17 protein-coding genes and 1 pseudogene are annotated in these 19191 nt (G+C 42.7%); 8 read left to right on the forward strand and 10 right to left on the reverse strand.

Features of this window, described 5'->3' with window-relative positions; translation table 11 throughout:
* Positions 1-65 precede the first annotated feature (65 nt).
* Both E4K68_RS09155 and E4K68_RS09160 read right to left on the reverse strand, forming a co-directional pair.
* Positions 66-1214, reverse strand: coding sequence for a DUF362 domain-containing protein (locus E4K68_RS09155; protein WP_135378632.1), 1149 nt, complete (start codon positions 1212-1214; stop codon positions 66-68).
* Entirely contained in the window at positions 1215-1946 is a 732-nt protein-coding gene (locus tag E4K68_RS09160; RefSeq protein ID WP_135378633.1) for a PIG-L deacetylase family protein, read from the reverse strand.
* A 392-nt stretch (positions 1947-2338) separates the two neighbouring features.
* Here E4K68_RS09160 and E4K68_RS09165 point away from each other — a divergent pair.
* The 8 genes and pseudogenes from E4K68_RS09165 to neuC all read left to right on the forward strand — a co-directional run.
* Positions 2339-2472, forward strand: a pseudogene (locus E4K68_RS09165) (glycosyltransferase); the annotation flags it as partial.
* A gap of 138 nt (positions 2473-2610) precedes the next feature.
* Complete coding sequence (locus E4K68_RS09170) at positions 2611-2844, forward strand: sugar phosphate nucleotidyltransferase (protein ID WP_348982849.1); 234 nt, start codon at positions 2611-2613, stop codon at positions 2842-2844.
* 125 nt (positions 2845-2969) lie between these two features.
* Positions 2970-3950, forward strand: a complete 981-nt coding sequence (locus E4K68_RS09175) for an NAD-dependent 4,6-dehydratase LegB (protein WP_135378635.1) — start codon at positions 2970-2972, stop codon at positions 3948-3950.
* A 25-nt stretch (positions 3951-3975) separates the two neighbouring features.
* Entirely contained in the window at positions 3976-5142 is a 1167-nt protein-coding gene (locus E4K68_RS09180; RefSeq protein ID WP_135378636.1) for a LegC family aminotransferase, read from the forward strand.
* A 95-nt stretch (positions 5143-5237) separates the two neighbouring features.
* Entirely contained in the window at positions 5238-6287 is a 1050-nt protein-coding gene (locus tag E4K68_RS09185) for a sugar phosphate nucleotidyltransferase (protein WP_348982850.1), read from the forward strand.
* Positions 6288-6300: 13 nt separating this feature from the next.
* Complete coding sequence (locus E4K68_RS09190) at positions 6301-6933, forward strand: acetyltransferase (RefSeq protein WP_135378638.1); 633 nt, start codon at positions 6301-6303, stop codon at positions 6931-6933.
* A complete protein-coding gene (neuB, locus tag E4K68_RS09195) occupies positions 6930-7928 on the forward strand; it encodes an N-acetylneuraminate synthase (RefSeq protein ID WP_135378639.1) in 999 nt (332 codons plus the stop codon). The genes E4K68_RS09190 and neuB overlap by 4 nt, the downstream gene beginning before the upstream one ends.
* The gene (gene neuC / locus E4K68_RS09200; protein ID WP_135378640.1) at positions 7925-9091 is read left to right on the forward strand and encodes a UDP-N-acetylglucosamine 2-epimerase; all 1167 of its coding nucleotides are present in this window, start codon (positions 7925-7927) and stop codon (positions 9089-9091) included. Before neuB ends, neuC begins: the two co-directional genes overlap by 4 nt.
* 96 nt (positions 9092-9187) lie before the next feature.
* On the opposite strand, the gene E4K68_RS09205 is transcribed toward neuC, so the two are convergent.
* From E4K68_RS09205 to E4K68_RS09240, 8 genes are all read right to left on the reverse strand, one after another.
* Entirely contained in the window at positions 9188-10009 is an 822-nt protein-coding gene (locus E4K68_RS09205; RefSeq protein ID WP_199241731.1) for an SDR family oxidoreductase, read from the reverse strand.
* Positions 10006-10782, reverse strand: a complete 777-nt coding sequence (locus E4K68_RS09210) for a carbon-nitrogen family hydrolase (protein ID WP_135378641.1) — start codon at positions 10780-10782, stop codon at positions 10006-10008. Before E4K68_RS09210 ends, E4K68_RS09205 begins: the two co-directional genes overlap by 4 nt.
* Positions 10783-10784: 2 nt before the next feature.
* Complete coding sequence (locus tag E4K68_RS09215) at positions 10785-12086, reverse strand: glutamate-1-semialdehyde 2,1-aminomutase (RefSeq protein ID WP_135378642.1); 1302 nt, start codon at positions 12084-12086, stop codon at positions 10785-10787.
* Positions 12079-12843 (reverse strand): hypothetical protein, encoded by a 765-nt coding sequence (locus E4K68_RS09220; RefSeq protein ID WP_135378643.1) that lies wholly within the window; start codon positions 12841-12843, stop codon positions 12079-12081. Before E4K68_RS09220 ends, E4K68_RS09215 begins: the two co-directional genes overlap by 8 nt.
* Positions 12843-13856, reverse strand: coding sequence for a Gfo/Idh/MocA family oxidoreductase (locus E4K68_RS09225; RefSeq protein WP_135378644.1), 1014 nt, complete (start codon positions 13854-13856; stop codon positions 12843-12845). Before E4K68_RS09225 ends, E4K68_RS09220 begins: the two co-directional genes overlap by 1 nt.
* A 98-nt stretch (positions 13857-13954) precedes the next feature.
* Positions 13955-15220, reverse strand: a complete 1266-nt coding sequence (locus tag E4K68_RS09230; RefSeq protein ID WP_135378645.1) for a tetratricopeptide repeat protein — start codon at positions 15218-15220, stop codon at positions 13955-13957.
* 134 nt (positions 15221-15354) lie between these two features.
* Positions 15355-16461 (reverse strand): glycosyltransferase family 2 protein, encoded by a 1107-nt coding sequence (locus E4K68_RS09235; protein WP_135378646.1) that lies wholly within the window; start codon positions 16459-16461, stop codon positions 15355-15357.
* 160 nt (positions 16462-16621) lie between these two features.
* Entirely contained in the window at positions 16622-19138 is a 2517-nt protein-coding gene (locus tag E4K68_RS09240; RefSeq protein WP_199241732.1) for a hypothetical protein, read from the reverse strand.
* Positions 19139-19191 lie beyond the last annotated feature (53 nt).

The raw sequence follows: 19191 nt of genomic DNA on the forward strand, positions 1-19191 counted from the left end.
CCAACAAGACTTAACCACCTTATGCGTCTTTTTTGACAGTTATACCATCAGACCGGCTTCAACCGTTACTTAATCAATTTCCTCCCCAGCCAAGGCTTAAAGAGCTTGACCGCTTGATGGGGACAAAGCTCCTGACAGCAAAAACAGCGAATACACGCTTCTAAATCCACGACCGGGCGCTGATTCTCATCCAACGTCAAAGCCTTGGGAGGACAATTATTGATACAGTCCATGCACCGTTTACATTTCTCATGCTCGAAGACCGGACGAGGGCGCAAACGATTCAGCGTGAACCTCTTAATTTTACGCGGCAAAGGAACCATATCTAAGAAATTTGTCGATATTGCTTTAGGAATCAGAAAGTCTTGAATCCGCCAAAGCGTGCGCGAATCCCCTTTTAATTGAAGTTCATTGAGCCGGCTTGTTAGACCACGAGCACGTGCTGCCATCAGGGTCGGAACTTTTTCTGGCTTTAATCCAATAAGATCCGCGGCTACAACATCTAGAGCGAAGGGGTCTGTACTCAAAATGAGCGCGCCAATATTGCGAGGTTTTCCTGCCGAAGGCCCATCCCCTTCCATCCCCACAATTCCATCCATAATACTTAAAGCTGGGCTTACCCAACTCGCAATATCGACTAGAAGATCGGCGAAATCTGGGATCTTAAACATTTTCAAATGGTATTCGGCCTTAAGTAACCCAGGGATGACTCCAAAAAGAATTTTGACTGCACCCGTGAAGGTCATCATGCCATGAGTTTTCAACTTTGAAATAGGGATTACAACATCCGCATCGAGGACGCAGTTAGTGATGGTCAAACTTTTAGCAAGTTTTCCTTCGGGATACTGAAGGGTCGTTTGTCCAACATCTTCGTTGAGAATGGCTCCAGTTCGTTCCGCAACCTCACGGAGGCCCGACCTTGTATAAATAGCCTGCAGCGCACTCACGGTGTAAGGTCCACCTGGGCTGTCCCCAATGATTGGTATCCCACCAGCTACCTGAACTAGGCGAACTACGGCTTCAACAACACTAGGATGAGTCGTGACCGCTTCTTCCGGCCGTTTTTTCATCAGCAGATTTACTTTGAGCAAAACCTTTTGCCCAGGCTTCACAAACTCCGACATGCCACCCAGTTCAGCCAAGCCTTCCCTTAAACTCATTTCCACATCGGCTGTATAATCGGGGCAATATTTCAAAACTACTTTTGCCTGCACTTAAGATTCCACCCTCTCCAAATCCTGAAAGATATCCTCTCCTCGTCCAGGCAACGCACTTAACGCCTGATCACATTGGAAATACTCACGACTCAAATAATCCTGTTTTTGCTTCTCTTCCATTCCCTCAAACTTCAATCGAGAACCGAGCTGAGTTCGATGCTCGGAGATAGCCTCCCATTTCCGTTCTGCCCATGATGAAATCGAAATCACAAAATCCACGCCCTGAAGCTCGGCCTCAGGAAGTCTCCAGCCTGGCTTAACATAGCACAGACGAGACAGAGTATGGGGAGTACCCCACTCTGGCTCTAAAGACTCCCTCGCCAGGTTAATGGCGGCCTTAGTAAAGTGATGAATGGCTCGATGATCCCGGTGTCCAGATGCACCGTCCTCTCCAAACGTTATGATAACCTGGGGCCGAACATCGCGTATAATCCGGACAATTTTTCCTATAATTTCCAGAGGAGGTGCTTGAGGAACTTCCTTATCAATATAACCTAAAAATATAACCTTGGAAATTCCCAAGACCTCTGCCGCGCGCAGCAGTTCCTGTTCTCGAAAAAGTCCGAGTTCTTCTTTTTTACAAAGTTCAGCAGTCTTACCAGCTTCTCCCTTGGTCGCAGCCACAAGGGTAATCTCTGCCCCTTGCTCAGCATATTTAGCAATGGTTCCACCCAAGGCAAAGGATTCGTCATCAGGATGGGCAAAGATAAGCAGCATCTTTTTTGCCATACGTTTACTTCACCCTTTCAATTAGTCTTAGTCTTAACTAATTTGTTCAATATCTTATTATCTTCATTTTATCATTCAACTCTTTATTAAAATGTCAATCATTATTATAGCCTTTTTTATGTCAAGAGGGAAATCGAAGCGCTTCAAAGATAAGAAGCCATTTAACGGCTCCATGTCACAAATAATAATAGAGTAAGGGCGATCTCGCCCCCACTCCAGTCACCACTTTTGCCACTATTATAGAGTTGCACTATATAGGAAATTAGTTGTCAAGCTTCTCTTGGTATGTCCTATAAAAAGGCAGAACCTTCGTTCACCCAAGGCCCTGCCTTCCTGAGAACGCCCTTTTTACAAGCCCTTTCCCTTGAAATTAAGAATACGGCAACGGATCAGAGCTAGCCCAGCTCTATTCGAGACTGACCCCTTTGTTTACACCTCTTACTTTGAAGCGTTTGGTTTATCTCCTCTTGAAGCGATGGCTTGCGGTGCAGCCGTAGTGACCATCGATTGTGGCGGAATTCGTGACTAGTTGTAGTCTCTGAGTACTTGTTCTCTCTTGACATAATTGTGTCGTCAGTGGTAATTCTGTTATTTATATCTGGTATATCTTTGGATTTACTCTTATATAATTTAGATAAAAGAACAAATTATTAGAGGCAATGATATGCAGGAAATTCGTAAAGCAGTTATTCCGGCTGCAGGACTTGGCACGCGGTTTTTGCCGGCAACAAAGGCTCAACCTAGGGAAACGTTACCGATTGCGGATAAACCTACAATTCAGTTTATTGTTGAAGAAGCTGCTCAATCGGGAATTGAAGACATTATAATCGTTACCGGTCGTAATAAACGTGCATTAAAGACCATTTTGATCGTTCAATCGAACTGGAGATGTTCTTGAAAAACGCCCAAGAGGAAGCGCTTTTGAATACGGTTCAAAGATATTTCGCGGATGGCGAATATTTTTTATGTTCGTCAAAATGAAGCTCTAGGATTAGGTCATTAAATATTTTTGGAGGAAATGCTATGAAAAAAACACTTGTCACCGGTGCTGATGGATTTATAGGTAGTCATCTTGTAGAACAACTTATAAGGGAAGGTAAAAAAGTTAAGGCATTTGTTTATTATAATTCATTTAATACCTGGGGATGGCTTGATACATTTCCCAAAGAGCTGTTAGAGGAAATTGAACTATTTGCTGGTGATATCCGTGATCCCAACGGAGTAAGAGAGGCACTAAGAGAGGTGGATGAGGTTTTCCATCTTGCGGCCTTAATAGCGATTCCATTTAGCTATCATTCACCTGATACTTACGTTGATACTAATGTAAAAGGCACACTAAATGTGCTGCAGGCGTCTAAAGATCTGGGAACTAAAAGAGTCCTGGTAACCTCTACATCGGAAGTCTATGGCACTGCGCAGTATGTTCCCATCGATGAGAAACACCCATTTCAAGGTCAATCTCCATATTCAGCTACAAAAATAGGGGCTGACAGACTAGCGGAGAGCTTTTATCGTAGCTTTGAAATGCCCATTACCATCATACGTCCATTTAACACTTATGGACCGCGTCAATCGGCTAGGGCAGTGATTCCAACTGTTATTACCCAGCTTTTATCAGGAATGACTGAAATAAAGCTAGGTTCACTTACTCCGACTAGAGATTTTAATTATGTAAAAGATACAGTCCAAGGCTTTATTGACATAGCCAAGTCTGATAAAACCATAGGGCAAGAGATTAATATTGCGACCCAGCAGGAGATATCAATCGGTCAGCTCGCTCAGGAGTTAATTGATCAGATTAACCCTAAAGCAAGGATTATCTGTGACGAGCAAAGATTCCGTCCAGAAAAAAGCGAGGTAAACAGACTATTAGGTTCAAACAAGAAAATCCGAGAACTTACAGTTTGGGAGCCAAAGTACAGTTTAACACAGGGGTTGGCTGAGACGATAGCGTTTCTAAAGGAGAATTTAAACCGATATAAAGCAGATATTTATAATATGTAAAAAACTATGGGAAGTAGTGATATTAATGGATAAATTCATCCCATTATCAGTCCCCAACCTCAAAGGTAACGAACTGAAATACGTAACTGATGCAATTAATACAGAATGGGTGTCTACTTCTGGAGCATACATTGACGAGTTCGAATCGGAATTTGCTGATTATTTAAAAGTAGAATCGGCGGTTTCATGTCAAAGTGGAACTGCTGGCTTACATTTAGCATTAATTCTATCAGGTGTAGCAGCGGATCATGAGGTAATAGTGCCAACGCTAACATTTATAGCTACTGTAAATCCAGTAAAATATTTATATGCATATCCTGTTTTTATGGATTGTGACGATTCTTTGTGCATGGATATGGCTAAATTAAAGCTGTTTTGCCAGACAGAATGTACTTTTATCAATAACAAACTAATTAACAATTCTTCCGGGAGACATATAAAAGCAGTAGTTGTTGTCCATGTTTTTGGCAACATGGCAGATATGTCAGCGCTTATGGATATTGCCGAAAAATATAACCTCAAAGTGATTGAGGATGCTACAGAGGCTTTAGGAACCTACTACCTTGAAGGTAGCTATAAAGGTAAATATGCTGGGACAATTGGCAATATAGGCGTATATTCCTTTAATGGCAATAAAATTATTACGACCGGTGGTGGGGGTATGATGGTCTCAAGTGATACAAGCATTATGAAAAGAGCCAAATATCTGTCTACACAGGCCAAGGATGATGCCGTAAATTTCTTACATAATGAAGTTGGCTATAATTATAGAATGACCAACCTTCAGGCTGCATTGGGGGTTGCCCAACTGGAACAGCTTGAGCACTTTATATCTGTAAAGAAAGAAAACTATAGAATATACAAAAGCAGTATAAATAATAAAATAAGCGGTTTGAAAGTAATGGATTTTCGAGAGGATGTAAGACCAAACTATTGGTTCTACTCCCTATATATATTAAATTTAGACAAATATGATCGCAAGAAAATAATTGATTGTTTAGCTAATGATAATATTCAAACCCGACCTTTATGGGGACTTATTCACGAACAAAAGCCTTATTTGAATAACCAAACTTATATGATTAATAAGGCTTACGACTATTATAATCGCATTGTTAATATTCCTTGCAGTAGCAATCTGTCAGCTGAAAATGTGAAGAAGGTTCTTATTAAAATTTGTTCTATTTCATAATCGTTCATTGATACGTTGGCAGGCGCTTCTGTCTTTTTCTAGATTTTTCCTTAATTCTAGCTCACTTTTATTATAGCTTTCATATAATAAGAGGGGTGAGAATATTGAATATAGAGACATTATTTATCACTGAAGATCAAAGTGTTCTAGAGGCGATGAAACAGATAGATGCGACAGGTTATCAAATACTGTTGGTTTCTGAGAACAATATTTTGAAAGCAATTATTACTGATGGAGACATCAGAAGGCACATACTGCGCGGTGGGAAATTAGAGGACAGAGTAAAAGAAATTGCCAATTATAATCCAAAATTAATATTTGAAAAAGATAAGGATAAGGCTCTTGAATTAATGAAGAAATGGTCAATATTATCTCTACCGATTGTGAGCGAATCGCACGAAATACTATCCATTACTTTTCTAAAAGATTACGAGATTGGACGTAAATTTCCTGTTAGTGCACCTGTCGTAATAATGGCAGGTGGATTGGGAACGAGGCTATATCCGTATACCAAAATATTACCGAAGCCACTCATTCCAATTGGCGAAATACCGATTACTGAGCATATAATTAATAATTTTATGGAGTACGAGTGCAATGAGTTTCATTTAATCGTCAACCATAAAAAAAATATGATCAAGGTTTACTTTAGTGAAGCTGCAAAGGATTATAAAATCGAATTTCATGATGAGGAGATACAGTTGGGTACAGGTGGTGGGCTTAGCCTTCTTAAAGGGAAACTGGAGTCTACCTTTTTCTTGACTAATTGTGATATCCTCATCAGAGCTAATTATAAGGAAATATATGATTTTCATAAGCAAAATGGAAATATGATTACAATAGTTGCAGCATATAAACATCTCACTATTCCTTACGGAATAATCAATATGAATAACATCGGTGAAATAGCTTCAATGACAGAAAAACCCCAGTACTCATTTCTGACCAATACTGGCTTTTATGTTGTGGAAGCAGAAGTTCTAAATAGGATTGAGGATAATAAAGCTATAGGGTTTCCTGATATAATCGAACAGCAAAAAGGCCTGGGAGAAAAGATAGGAGTTTTTCCTGTTAGTGAAAGAAGTTGGCTCGATATGGGGCAGTTAGAGGAGTTGGAAGTCATGAGGAAAGAGTTGGGGGTGTGAGTGCACGAAAAAAATTGTTCTTGTAGGTGCTGGTGGACATGCGCTCAGTGTTATAGATAGCATCCAATCAAGTAGAGAATACGAAATCGTTGGAATTACAGATTCGGGCTGTGTTGTCGGTGAGAAGGTATTAAGCTATGAGGTTATCGGTAATGATGCCGTATTAAAGTCTGTATTCAATAGCGGTGTTAGGTATGCTTTTGTTACGGTTGGAAGTATAGGAAATACTTTCTTGAGAGAAAAATTGCTTAATATGCTTAGGGATATAGGCTTTAATCTACCAGCAATAGTCGATACTTCTTCAAATATTGCAAGCGATGTATCAGTTGGTGAGAGTGTTTTCATAGGAAAGAACACGGTTGTCAATGCGAAAAGCACTATTGGCGATATGGCGATCATAAATACAGGTGCTATCATTGAGCATGGTTGTTATATCAGCGAATTCACACATATAGCGCCAGGAGCTGTTATATGTGGTGATGTCAAAATCGGTGCCTACACGCATGTAGGCGCAAATGCTACGGTTATCCAAGGTTTAAATATTGGAGATAACAGTATCATAGGGGCTGGAAGTATTGTAATCCATGATGTGCCAAGTAAGGTTATTGCTTATGGTAATCCGTGTAAAGTGGTGAGAAATAAATGAGCGAGATTTTTATTATCGCTGAGGCTGGAGTTAACCACAACGGCGATATTAAGCTAGCGAAGAAATTAATAGATGCCGCAAAAAACGCAGGTGCTGATGCTGTAAAATTTCAAACCTTTAAAGCAGAATGTCTTGTGTCAAAAGTTGCACAAAAGGCAGACTATCAAAAACAAGCAACTAAGACGGGTGAAAGCCAGCAGGAAATGCTTAAAAAACTGGAACTATCTTTTAGCGATTTTAAGGATATTAAAAATTATTGTGAAGAAAAGGAAATACTATTTCTCTCCACTCCCTTTGATTTTGATAGCATAGATTTCTTAGAAAGTCTCGGAATGCCAATATATAAGGTACCGTCAGGAGAGATAACTAACCTACCGTACCTGATTAAAATCGCAAGCACTGGCAAGCCAGTAATAATGTCAACGGGGATGAGTGATCTGGATGAGGTGGGGTTGGCAATAAAGGTACTCCGGGATTATGGTGCAGGAAAGATTACTTTGCTCCACTGTAATACGCAATACCCTACTCCATTTGAAGACGCTAACTTAAAGGCAATGTTAACTTTAAAGGAACGTTTTGGCTTTGCAGTTGGCTATTCAGATCATACCTTGGGAGTTGAAGTTTCTTTAGCAGCCATAGCACTAGGAGCTAAAGTGATTGAAAAGCATTTTACTCTTGATAAAAGTATGGAGGGACCGGATCATATGGCAAGTCTTGATCCGCAGGAACTCAAGGTTATGGTGACATCGATCAGAAATATCGAAGTTGCTTTAGGAGATGGTATAAAACGAGTATCCAAATCCGAAAATCCCAATAAAGAAGTAGCACGGAAAAGCATTGTTGCCAAGAGAGGTATAGTAAAAGGAGAAATTTTCACCGAAGATAATTTAACAGTTAAACGTCCGGGAAACGGTATTTCTCCAGTAAAATGGTTTGAAGTACTAGGGACGACGGCTGCACGTGATTTTTCCGAGGACGAGTTGATAGAGTTATGAAAAAATCGATTTGTATAGTGACTGGTTCACGAGCTGAGTATGGTCTTTTAAGGCCAGTAATTTATCAACTATCGCTTACTAATAGTTTTTTTTTAAAAATTGTTGTAACGGGTATGCATCTGTCAGAGGATTTTGGTTTTACGTATAAGGAGATTGAAGCAGATGGTATCTCAATAGATGCTAAAATTGATGTTTTGCAAAATGATGATTCAAATTATTCAATGTCCAAGGCCATTGGAATTGGAGTAATTGGTTTTGCAGAGTATTTTAAAAAATCCCGACCTGATTTGGTCGTCTTGTTAGGGGATCGCTTTGAAAGTTTTGCTGCTGCTACGGCTGCTGCAATTGCTTGTATACCAATTGCTCATCTTCATGGAGGGGAAACAACCGAAGGAGCGATGGATGAGTTTTTCCGCCATTCAATAAGTAAAATGAGTTATTTGCATTTTACTTCCACTGAGCAATACCGGCAGCGTGTTATTAATATGGGGGAGGCACCGAGTCGGGTATTCAATGTTGGTGCAACTGGTGTGGAAAATATTCTAAGTATGTCCCTTATGACCAAAGAAGAGCTGGCACAGAGCATCAACTATGATTTGAATAGTCCGTATGCTCTTGTAACATTTCACCCGGCAACCTTGGAAAAAGATACTGCCACAAAGCAAATTGAAGTACTTCTATCAGCACTTGATGAGACCAATGGTTTAAATTATATTTTTACAAAAGCTAATGCTGATGCAAATGGCAGGGCAATAAATCAAAAAATAGATGCCTATTGTGAAAAAGAAGGTAATGCGATTGCCTTTACATCATTGGGTATATTGCGTTACCTTTCCGCGATGAACTATTGTGAAATGGTAATTGGCAATTCCTCTAGCGGAATCATTGAAACCCCAAGCTTTAGAAAACCCACGATTAATATCGGGGACAGGCAGAAAGGCAGGATTTGTGCCAAATCAGTCATATCTTGTGAACCTGAAAAGCACTCTATACTCAATTGTATTGCTAAAGCAAGATCGCATCAGTTTTTGCAAGAAATTTCTGAGCAAGTTAATCCCTATGGCAATGGGAAAACTTCCGAAAAAATTGTTGCGGTAATAAAGGATTTCCTAGAAAATAATAAGATAAATCTTAAAAAGCGTTTTTATGATGTAAAGGATTAAGACAATGTTCCATGATAACCAGATTATCGTATTCCTACGCTCAGCGGTTCTAAGGGCTTCCCATTAAGAAATACCCTTTCTTAATGGGAAGCCCTTCTACCAAGCTGTCAATCCACCATCTACAATAATATTTTGCCCATTAACATAGCTAGAGGCATCAGATGCCAGAAAAATCAAGGCACCGACCATTTCCTCGGCTTGAGCCATCCTGCCCAGAGGAACCCTAGCGCTGTATTTTTCCTGAAACAACCCATTCTGCCCTGAGGATATCCCTCCAGGAGTAAGGGTATTAGCCCGGACCCCTTTTGGGCCCCAGTAAGTGGCCAAGTACTTAGTCATCGCCACCACTGCGCCCTTAGAGACCGAATAGATCAAAGGGGTATTGATCGAACCGCCAAGGTCTTCATACCACGAACCTTCATATATTCTTTGATCTGGCCCAACTACACCATAAATGGAGCTAATATTGATTATGCTTCCTTGCCCTCTTTCCGCCATGCTAGGTCCCAACTCCCGGGTAGTAAGAAACATTGCAGTAACATTTACAGCCATTACTTGGTTCCAATCCTCCAAGGGGAATCTCTCCAAAGGCGCAAAGAAGTTGGCCGATTTTGCGGCTGCATTGTTAATCAGCACATCCACCCTGCCATAAGTTTCAAGTATTTGCCCTGCCCAAATCTTAACAGAAGCCTCATCTGCCAAGTTTACCGCAAATGCAAGAGCTTCATCGTGGCCTGTGCTAATTTCTTTTGCTAAGGCAATACATTTCTCCTTATCCAAATCAGCTATTGCCACCTTCGCTCCGGCTTCAACCAAGCGGCGACAGTATAAAGAACCCAGGATTCCTGTTCCGCCAGTTACGACTATAACTTTGTCGTTAAGATCAAATTTCTTGTTCATACCTACCTCACTGTTCATAATACTTGTTTGTAAAAAACAGTTTTCCGATCTTTCTTGCAAGGGAAATCCATCCTGTATTGTTCTACTTTTGCTCTGTCTAGAGTTGCAATCAGTAACCCTTCCTGCTCTTCCATCTCCATAACGATATTTCCTTCCGGGTCTACCACCATGCTATTTCCGGAATAACAAAGCCCTCCCTTGTTCCCGACACAGTTGACTCCTGCGACAAACACCTGGTTTTCTATCGCTCTTGCCCTAAGAAGAGTTCGCCAATGCTCACTCCGAGTCTGTGGCCAGTTAGCAGGTACAATAATTAATTGAACATGATCGGACACAGCCTGGAAGATTTCTGGAAATCTAAGATCATAGCAAATAAAGCCCGAAATATCAAATTCGTCGGTCCTAAAGGTTGCTAACTCTTCTCCACCGTAAAAATATTTGTCTTCCTCACTATACGAAAAAGGGTGGATTTTGGCATAATCGAATATCAACTTTCCCTCTGGTGAAACTACACTGTAACGATTTCGCGCCTTATCCAGATACTTTTCTACCCAGCCGAAACCGATGTATAGAGCATACTTATGGGCCAAACCCTCGAAATATTTTACGCTCTCCCTACATAATTCGGCAGTTATGCTCGTTTTCATAGAAAAACCAGTAAGGGTCATCTCGGGAAACAATAGTAGCCGCACTTGATTATCCACTGCTAATTTTGTAAATTCTAGGACCTTAGCCTTGTTAAGCTCCTTGTCTTCCCAGGCTATATCCAACTGACACAGTCCAATTTTCATAGCTAATTCTTCTTTCTGAAGACGGGTTTTATAGCACGCCCGTCGAGGTATTTTTCCACACCGTCTGTCAAGGCATTTTTGTACACATCCATACTTTTTCGGCCAGCTTCTAGAGCCAAATCTATTAACTCGTCAGTATGAGCATAACTCAAGGCAACCCAAGGCATAAGCACCCCATTTTTAATCATTTCCTGGATGAATAAGGTCCTAAATTCCAAAGAGACCTGGCCTTGTTGATCCTTAGTGATAAAGTTAGGCGAACAGGGCACGCCTATAAATTGAAGTTTGTCCCCTATACCGTTCTGGGTGGCAATTTGGTTCATGCCCTCACAAAGACGCTTCCCCGAGCTCCAGAGTCTTCTTGTTACGTCAAGTTCTTTATATACATTGATCGTTTCCAATAAAGCACCTAGACCACACATTTCGGCTCCATGAGTCGTTGAAATCAAAAACACCCGATCCTTATCGTGGAGTAATCCACCAAGTTCCATAATTTCCCTTTTTCCGCATAGGGCAGCCACAGAAAATCCATTGGCCATACCCTTCCCGTAGGTTACCAGGTCGGGCTCGACATCATAGTATTTGCATGCTCCCTGCAAGTGCCATCTAAAACCCGTAATCATCTCGTCTATAATGAAAACTGCCTTGTTTTCTTGACAGAGGTCTTTAATCTTATTTAAAAACCTATCTTTTGGCTCCTCGGTGGTCGCAGGTTCTAAAATTACGCAAGCAATCTCACCCGGATATTCAGTGAACAACTTCTCTAATGATTCTATGTCGTTATAGTTAAAATTCAGGGTACGGGATTTATAAACATCAGGTACGCCCGAGTTCATTACTGTATCCCCGATAAACCAGTCATCATATGAAAAGAAAGGATGTTGCGCGCATTTCGCCACATACTCCTTGCCGGTGTACGCCCTAGCCAATTTTATCCCGGCTGATGTTACTGTAGAACCGTTCTTGGCGAATTTGACCATCTCTACCCACGGTATCAACTGACACAGAGCCTCGGCGGCTTCAACCTCAATTTTGGAGGCCCTAGTCAAATTGTTACCCTTGTGTATCTGCTCTATGGCAGCATTGGAAATCCGCTCAAAATTATAACCAAGCGTAACAGATCTTAACGCCATGCCAAAGTCCAGGTACTTATTGCCCTCAATATCCCAAACATAGGCGCCTTGGCCTTTTTCTAAAACAGGGGGAGCATTTAAAGGGTAGCTGTCGTCCGCCCGGCTGTAGGTATGGGACCCTGCTGGAATGTATCTGTGGGCTTTTTCCTGGTAAATTCGATTATTACTCATTTTGGCTTAGCTCCTTTGTAACATTTTTATTAAAGTTGTGCCAGTATTCTATATTTATAGCTTCGTTCAACCTAAACATTTTCCTCGAAATCACCAATTCTACAACATCTCTATCTGAGATCTCAATAACACCCTCACCTAGTGCCTCGATGAGAACCTTAAAAAAGTCAAAATCCATTTCATAGTCGAGGGTAAAGCGAAGCCGGTCATTGTTTTGATGAAGACCCATATCGATATTGACTATTTTTTCAGTATCAAAAATCCTTCCCCAACCAGTTTCCAAAAAATCCTTACTATAACTTACCAAGGATTCCTCCAGGAAGTTCGTAGTATACCCGGTGCTATTCATCCCAAATGGCAAATTTGTAGTCTTCACATACTCTGCGCCAGAGTTCAGGGATTCATAAACACGCCTCGCCCCAGTCACAGAACATAGGATATCGTCACCATCAATTGAAATAATGCTGTCAAACCCCAGTGCCTTTGCAGCCTGAAGATGTCTCAAGGGGATATTATTAGGTGACCCATAAAAGACCCTTACTCCAAACCGTTCTAGAGCCTCAAATTCCCGGTTTTCCACTTCATCCGAAGTCGTAATAACAACCTCTACATGGGCATCCCCTATTTCCCGCTTGAACTCGGCAGTTAGCCTCTTAATCAAATAAACTATTATTGCCTTGCCGTTAACCTCAAGCAGATGCTTTTTCTTGAGTCTTGTGGAACCAAGCCTAGCCGTAATAAAGATACCTGTTTTCATCACTCAAACCTCACATAAACTGAGCTATTATCTGCTTCCTCAATTGCATAAAGCAATTCTAAAACCTTATGATCATGTTCCATGGAGTTGACAAAGTGGTGTTTACCCTCTACTGCTTCAACAAAGCACCTAATCTCCTCAATGTACATGTTTTCTCCAATATTTTGGTTATAACCTATTGCCGCGCCTTCCATTATATAAGTTCTTTCTTCCCAGCTTGTTGTTTCGGGATCATACAACTTTATATAATTAAAATCCCAGTCCCAAATCAATTGCTTCTTGTTTCCATTGATCATAAGCCTTCTAGTAGCGTGCCTTGAAACCACGTCAACCGTAATAGATGCCAGAAAGTTCTCATAGTCTAGCAAAAAGTTGTAGGTATCATCGATAGTATCAGCACCTGCTATTTCAATGGTTTTTCTAAAATTACCGCACACCCTTTTAGGAAACCCAAATAGTTTTGTTACCCAAGTCAGTTCAAATGGTACAATTTCGCGTCCTCCACCCGTAATTGGATTGGACACGTAGTAGTCGTTTACCTTTTCATAGCTATGCCAATCAGGCAAGTATTGGCCAGAGTGAAGTACGACATTGGATATTTTTCCAAGCTCCCCTGAATTTAAAATCTGAGAAATTATGACTATGGCTGGGTGAAAAAGTAAGGTAGCAGATGGGGCCGCAACTAAAGCCTTTTTAGCCAATTTTTCCTTTATAAGTTCCATGTCCGTATCCACAACGCTTGCTTCCACAAAAAACGGTAAACTGAAGGTAATTGCTTGTTTAATATACTGGTGGTGTAGATCTGGGGGAACCGAAATGATTAAAGCATCTGGTTGAGCCTCATTAATTGCCATTAAGAAGTCCGTAAACGTTTCGAGCTTGTAGTTTTGTTCAACCTCTGCCCGTCTGTCTTCCCTGGTGTCAAAGCCGAAGACCTGGTTATACCCAAGGGCTTTTAAACACCGTATCCTTCTCTTACCCATAGAACCTAAACCGACAACCAAAAATTTCATAATTCTAGCCCCTTCCAGCACACTAATACCTTACAATACAAGCGCATGGGAGGCATCCTCGCCGGTAGATTCAGCCTTCCATGCGCCTCTATTTCTTTCTATTCGGGAGATTCTATTCCCAATACCCGCTCCAAATAGTTCTTATTGTACAGAACCGCTTCATTTTTAGGAGAATAATTTCTGGCAATCTCATTATGCTCATAGGCCAACTCATGGTTTCCTAAGCGATCATAACAAACACACAACTGTACATGAGGTAACCACATCAATCTGCTATCACTAGGCTTTTCTAATTGAACAGCCAACTTGTACCAGAAAATTGCCTGTTCATATTGCTCAATATCCGAAAAATATAAACCTAAATGACAACAAAAGTCAGCTCTTGGAGGAGCATATTCAAAGGATTTAAAGATATATTTAAGCTTTTTGTCCTTTTCTCCTAATGCCAGATAATAATCATACAGTTTTTCACAAATAGAAATCTTTTCTTCAACCCCACCCTGTCCTGTCTTCAAAAATTCCTGATACGCTTCAATTGTCCGCTGATTGCTTTCTATTATTAATTCCCTTAGTTCTACTCCGGACAGACAGTCATGGACTCCTAGTTCATCTTCAACAAATTTTTTCTGTTCCTCACTTATGGCTTGCGTTAGACCCCTAAACAATTCTGTGGCATAAATACCAATTGGGTAATCCTGATAACTATATTTACGAGGCATAAGCGGTTCTCCACTATTCTCCAAATGGGCTGGCTCCCCAAAGATGAAAAAGGGAATACCCATTTCTACAGCGTAAAAAGAATAAGAACCCACTTGATTAGAGGTTGCATATTTGTGACTTCTGAGGATATCGTAAAATTTCTGGACATGTTCAAATCCTAGCACGGTGCCTTCCCCGGCACTTACAACATTGAATCCGTGTTTTTTATATACTGCATCCTTCTGTCTTTCTAAATCATGAACGTGCAAACATATTGTTATCGGATGATACTCGGTCGGAAGACTTTTCAGTTGCTCACAATACTCATCTATATCGAATACTGCGTCAATTAGTGGAGTGGAATGTGCAGGAAAGGCTACTGTGCCATTAGCAGCTATATCCTTTTCAATTTGCCTTAATTTACGATAGTGTACAAAAGGCGCACCCATGATTGCTGCAGGAATACTACTTACTTCATTCCACTCTTGTAGACGTCTTTTACTCCAAACTAACATTAGGGGCTGATCGGTCCGAAGATCGTATGGATTAGGCTCCGGTAAAGGATTCCACCCATGCTCATAGCGACATAATAGAGGTAACTTTGATGGGCCGCTAACGTATTCACTTATAATCGCATAAAGTCCGTACCATGAATATAGATTCATAATTTACCACCTATTTATTTTTTTCCGGGGTTATTATACATTATGTTTTCATCTTCTCATGTGTGCGCTTTCTAAAGGCACTTTACGGGATGAGCCCCTTAATTTTGCCAAGGGGCTCCAGTTCAAAGATTTCCCTAATCTTTTTCCGTATTCTCTAAATGCAATACACCCTTTAAATAGTTCCTGTTATAAATAATCTTCGGATCGTCTGGAATATAATTTCCAGCTAGTTCATTATGCTGATATGCTAACTCATGCTTGCCTAAGCGGTCATAACAAACGCATAACTGTAAATGTGGTAACCACGTCCAACAAGATTCAATCATAGGTCCCCAGCAGTCAACAGGCTTTTCTAATTGAGTAGCTGTTTTATACCAAAAAGCACCCTGATCATATTGCTCAGCACACAAAAAGTAATAACCTAGGCGACAGCAAAACTCAGCCCTTGGGGTGGTATATTCAAAGGATTTTAGGATATATTCGAGTTCTTTATCCTTGTCGCCTAACCTCTGATAACAATCTGCGAGTTTCCCACAAGCTGCAAGGATATCCTCGACCCATCCCTGCTTTGTTTTTAGAAACTTTTGATAAGTTCCGATGGCTCGTTTATCGAATCCATGGTCGTAAAGTTCGTTGGCATAATAAAATAAATCCCTCGGAGAAAATGATTCCCCTCTGGCCTTACGTTTCTCATATATTTTTAGGTTACGATCAGAATGATCACTGTCCGAGCCCATGTGTGTTACACAAATATCTGAGTTTAAAACAGGTCCATATACATCTAAATATTCATGCACCGCCCCAACCCAATGAAAGTTCTTGCTCCTTTTTACCAAGCGGTTTCTCCTTAAACTAAAGGTAACCGCTCCGGACTGATCGAACGTTAAAAGATAAGGCATGTTCACAACGTCTATCTGCGGATCTAAAGTTTTCTTTAACTTGAGGAACCGCTCGCGATCCAAGTCCGCTAAAACATCATCGGCATCCAGCCAAAGAATATAGTCATTGATTGCTTTGCTGAAAGCGAAATTACGAGCGGCTGCGAAATCATCAATCCAAGCAAAATCAAAGATGGTATTAGTATATTCTCTAACTATTTCTTTTGTACGATCCGTTGAACCAGTATCAACGATGACTATTTCATCTGGGACACCTTTAACAGAATCTAAACAACGGGCAATCGTGTTCTCCTCGTTACGGACAATCATACATAAACTAATTTTTATTTCCTTATCTTCCATTTTTCAATCTCCTCTAAAAAACGATTATTATCTATATATTCAAACCAAAACTGGAATGGAAGTTTTCTATTCTACCAAAGAGTAAAAAAAGAGCCCCTTGGTGCTGGCACCAAGGGGCTCTTGATATTAAAGGGCGTAGTTTCTAGTCAGTTTACCCGCCTTACTCGGTGACGAAAGATACATCATCCAAGATCATAACTTGCTGACCATTACTATTAACTGTGAAACAAATGGTAGCTGACGTTGCGCCGGGCGCGGGGGTTGTGGGAGCTGCATCTGTAACTATCCTATAATAATTGAAGACTCCACTTGCGCTTGGCATATCACCAGGTCTGACCGTGATCGTCCCGTCGATCACTGGACCACCCGGAGTATTCCACGTTACCGTTGCAGTAAATCCAACACTTCCACCTGACGACTTTGCGAAGAAGGTAAACTCGTAGATGCATCCGGGGGTAATTCCATCAATCGTTTGACACAATACGGCGCCGTTGTTCAAAGCAACTGAAGAACTACCTGAGTGAACATTGCCCAATGCAGTTTCTGGTGCTACTAGAGTCGGGTCATTGGCATTCCAATCTGTTGGAACAGTGCCTGTGAAATTCTCCATACCGGGATTTAAAACCAATTCTCCGGAAGCCGGGCAGCCTGGTCCTGTTGCTCCTGTTGCTCCTGTGGCCCCAGTTACTCCTGCTGCTCCTGTAGCTCCTGTTGCTCCTGTGGCTCCTGTGGCTCCTGTCGCTCCAGTTGCTCCTGTCGCTCCGGTTACTCCTGCTGCACCGGTGGCTCCTGTTGCTCCTGTCGGTCCTGTTGCACCTGTAGCTCCAGTTACTCCTGCTGCACCTGTGGCCCCGGTTGCTCCTGTCGGTCCTGTGGCTCCTGTAGCTCCGGTTGCTCCCGTGGGTCCTGTTGCACCTGTGGCTCCGGTTACCCCTGCTGCACCTGTGGCCCCGGTTGCTCCTGTCGGTCCTGTGGCCCCTGTAGCTCCGGTTGCTCCCGTGGGTCCTGTTGCACCTGTGGCTCCGGTTACCCCTGCTGCACCTGTGGCCCCGGTTGCTCCTGTCGGTCCTGTGGCTCCTGTAGCTCCGGTTGCTCCCGTGGGTCCTGTTGCACCTGTGGCTCCGGTTACCCCTGCTGCACCGGTAGCTCCTGTAGCTCCTGTTGCACCTGTGGCTCCGGTTACCCCTGCTGCACCGGTAGCTCCTGTAGCTCCGGTTACTCCTGCTGCACCTGTGACTCCGGTTGCTCCGGTTGCTCCTGTGGCTCCAGTTGCTCCTGTGGCTCCTGTTGCTCCTGTGGCTCCTGTCGCTCCTGTCGCTCCTGTGGCACCTTTCGCTCCTGTGGCTCCTGTGGCTCCAGTTGCTCCTGTGGCTCCTGTTGCTCCTGTGGCTCCTGTTGCTCCGGTTGCTCCGGTTGCTCCTGTTGCACCAGTTGCTCCTGTGACTCCGGTTGCTCCTGTCGCTCCTGTGGCACCTTTCGCTCCTGTTGCTCCTGTTGCTCCTGTTGCTCCTGTTGCTCCTGTTGCTCCCGTTGCTCCTGTGGCACCTTTCGCTCCTGTGGCTCCTGTTGCTCCTGTTGCTCCTATTGCTCCTGTTGCTCCTGTCGCTCCTGTGGCTCCCGTAGCTCCAGTTGCTCCTGTTGCTCCTGTCGCTCCTGTGGCTCCCGTAGCTCCAGTTGCTCCTGTGGCTCCTGTCGCACCTGTGGCTCCTGTCGCACCTGTGGCTCCTGTGGCACCTTTCGCTCCTGTGGCTCCCGTAGCTCCAGTTGCTCCTGTGGCTCCTGTTGCTCCTGTGGCTCCTGTTGCTCCTGTGGCACCTGTTGCTCCTGTTGCTCCTGTTGCTCCTGTTGCTCCTGTTGCTCCTGTGGCTCCTGTTGCTCCTGTGGCACCTGTTGCTCCTGTTGCTCCTGTTGCCCCTTTTGCGCCAGTTGCCCCGGTTGCCCCTGTTGCCCCTGTTGCGCCTGTTGCGCCTGTGGCTCCTGTTGCCCCTGTTGCCCCTGTTGCCCCTGTTGCACCTTTCGCACCCGTGGCTCCTGTTGCTCCTGTGGCTCCTGTTGCTCCTGTGGCTCCTGTTGCTCCTGTTGCTCCTGTGGCTCCTGTTGCTCCTGTTGCTCCTGTTGCTCCTGTTGCTCCTGTGGCTCCTGTTGCTCCTGTGGCTCCTGTTGCTCCTGTTGCTCCTGTTGCTCCTGTTGCTCCTGTTGCTCCTGTTGCTCCTGTTGCTCCTGTGGCTCCTGTTGCTCCTGTTGCTCCTGTTGCTCCTGTGGCTCCTGTTGCTCCTGTTGCTCCTGTGGCTCCTGTTGCTCCTGTGGCTCCTGTTGCTCCCCTACAGCATTTACAACATTTACAACATTTATGGCATTTATGGCATCCACAGCATTCGTGGCATTCACGGCATTCACGGCATTCACGGCATTCGTGGCATTCATGGCATTCATGGCATTCATGGCATTCATGACGTTCATGGCATTCATGACGTTCATGGCATTCATGACGTTCATGGCATTCATGACGTTCATGGCATTCATGACGTTTATGATGTTTATGATGTTTATGATGTTTATGACGACGTTTATGATCTTCATCACGCTTATGCCATTTATGCCATTTATTCCATTTATTCCATTTATAACCTAAAGACTGCACTCGCACTTTGAATTTCTTTGTTGATGAGCAAGACATTGACTCCCCTCCTTAATTATTTGTAATAAATTTACAATAGTTGGTTTAAACTC

The sequence above is a fragment of the Desulfosporosinus sp. Sb-LF genome (assembly GCF_004766055.1).
Taxonomy (GTDB): Bacteria; Bacillota; Desulfitobacteriia; order Desulfitobacteriales; family Desulfitobacteriaceae; genus Desulfosporosinus.

What these genes read in the sequence shown, in the direction of transcription:
- E4K68_RS09235 (WP_135378646.1), bottom strand. Translation starts at nt 16,461, where the DNA reads ATGGAAGATAAGGAAATAAAAATTAGTTTATGTATGATTGTCCGTAAC.
- E4K68_RS09215 (WP_135378642.1), bottom strand. Translation starts at nt 12,086, where the DNA reads ATGAGTAATAATCGAATTTACCAGGAAAAAGCCCACAGATACATTCCA.
- E4K68_RS09160 (WP_135378633.1), bottom strand. Translation starts at nt 1,946, where the DNA reads ATGGCAAAAAAGATGCTGCTTATCTTTGCCCATCCTGATGACGAATCC.
- neuC (WP_135378640.1), top strand. Translation starts at nt 7,925, where the DNA reads ATGAAAAAATCGATTTGTATAGTGACTGGTTCACGAGCTGAGTATGGT.
- E4K68_RS09180 (WP_135378636.1), top strand. Translation starts at nt 3,976, where the DNA reads ATGGATAAATTCATCCCATTATCAGTCCCCAACCTCAAAGGTAACGAA.
- E4K68_RS09170 (WP_348982849.1), top strand. Translation starts at nt 2,611, where the DNA reads ATGCAGGAAATTCGTAAAGCAGTTATTCCGGCTGCAGGACTTGGCACG.
- E4K68_RS09230 (WP_135378645.1), bottom strand. Translation starts at nt 15,220, where the DNA reads ATGAATCTATATTCATGGTACGGACTTTATGCGATTATAAGTGAATAC.
- E4K68_RS09205 (WP_199241731.1), bottom strand. Translation starts at nt 10,009, where the DNA reads ATGAACAGTGAGGTAGGTATGAACAAGAAATTTGATCTTAACGACAAA.
- E4K68_RS09240 (WP_199241732.1), bottom strand. Translation starts at nt 19,138, where the DNA reads ATGTCTTGCTCATCAACAAAGAAATTCAAAGTGCGAGTGCAGTCTTTA.
- E4K68_RS09225 (WP_135378644.1), bottom strand. Translation starts at nt 13,856, where the DNA reads ATGAAATTTTTGGTTGTCGGTTTAGGTTCTATGGGTAAGAGAAGGATA.
- E4K68_RS09175 (WP_135378635.1), top strand. Translation starts at nt 2,970, where the DNA reads ATGAAAAAAACACTTGTCACCGGTGCTGATGGATTTATAGGTAGTCAT.
- E4K68_RS09220 (WP_135378643.1), bottom strand. Translation starts at nt 12,843, where the DNA reads ATGAAAACAGGTATCTTTATTACGGCTAGGCTTGGTTCCACAAGACTC.
- neuB (WP_135378639.1), top strand. Translation starts at nt 6,930, where the DNA reads ATGAGCGAGATTTTTATTATCGCTGAGGCTGGAGTTAACCACAACGGC.
- E4K68_RS09210 (WP_135378641.1), bottom strand. Translation starts at nt 10,782, where the DNA reads ATGAAAATTGGACTGTGTCAGTTGGATATAGCCTGGGAAGACAAGGAG.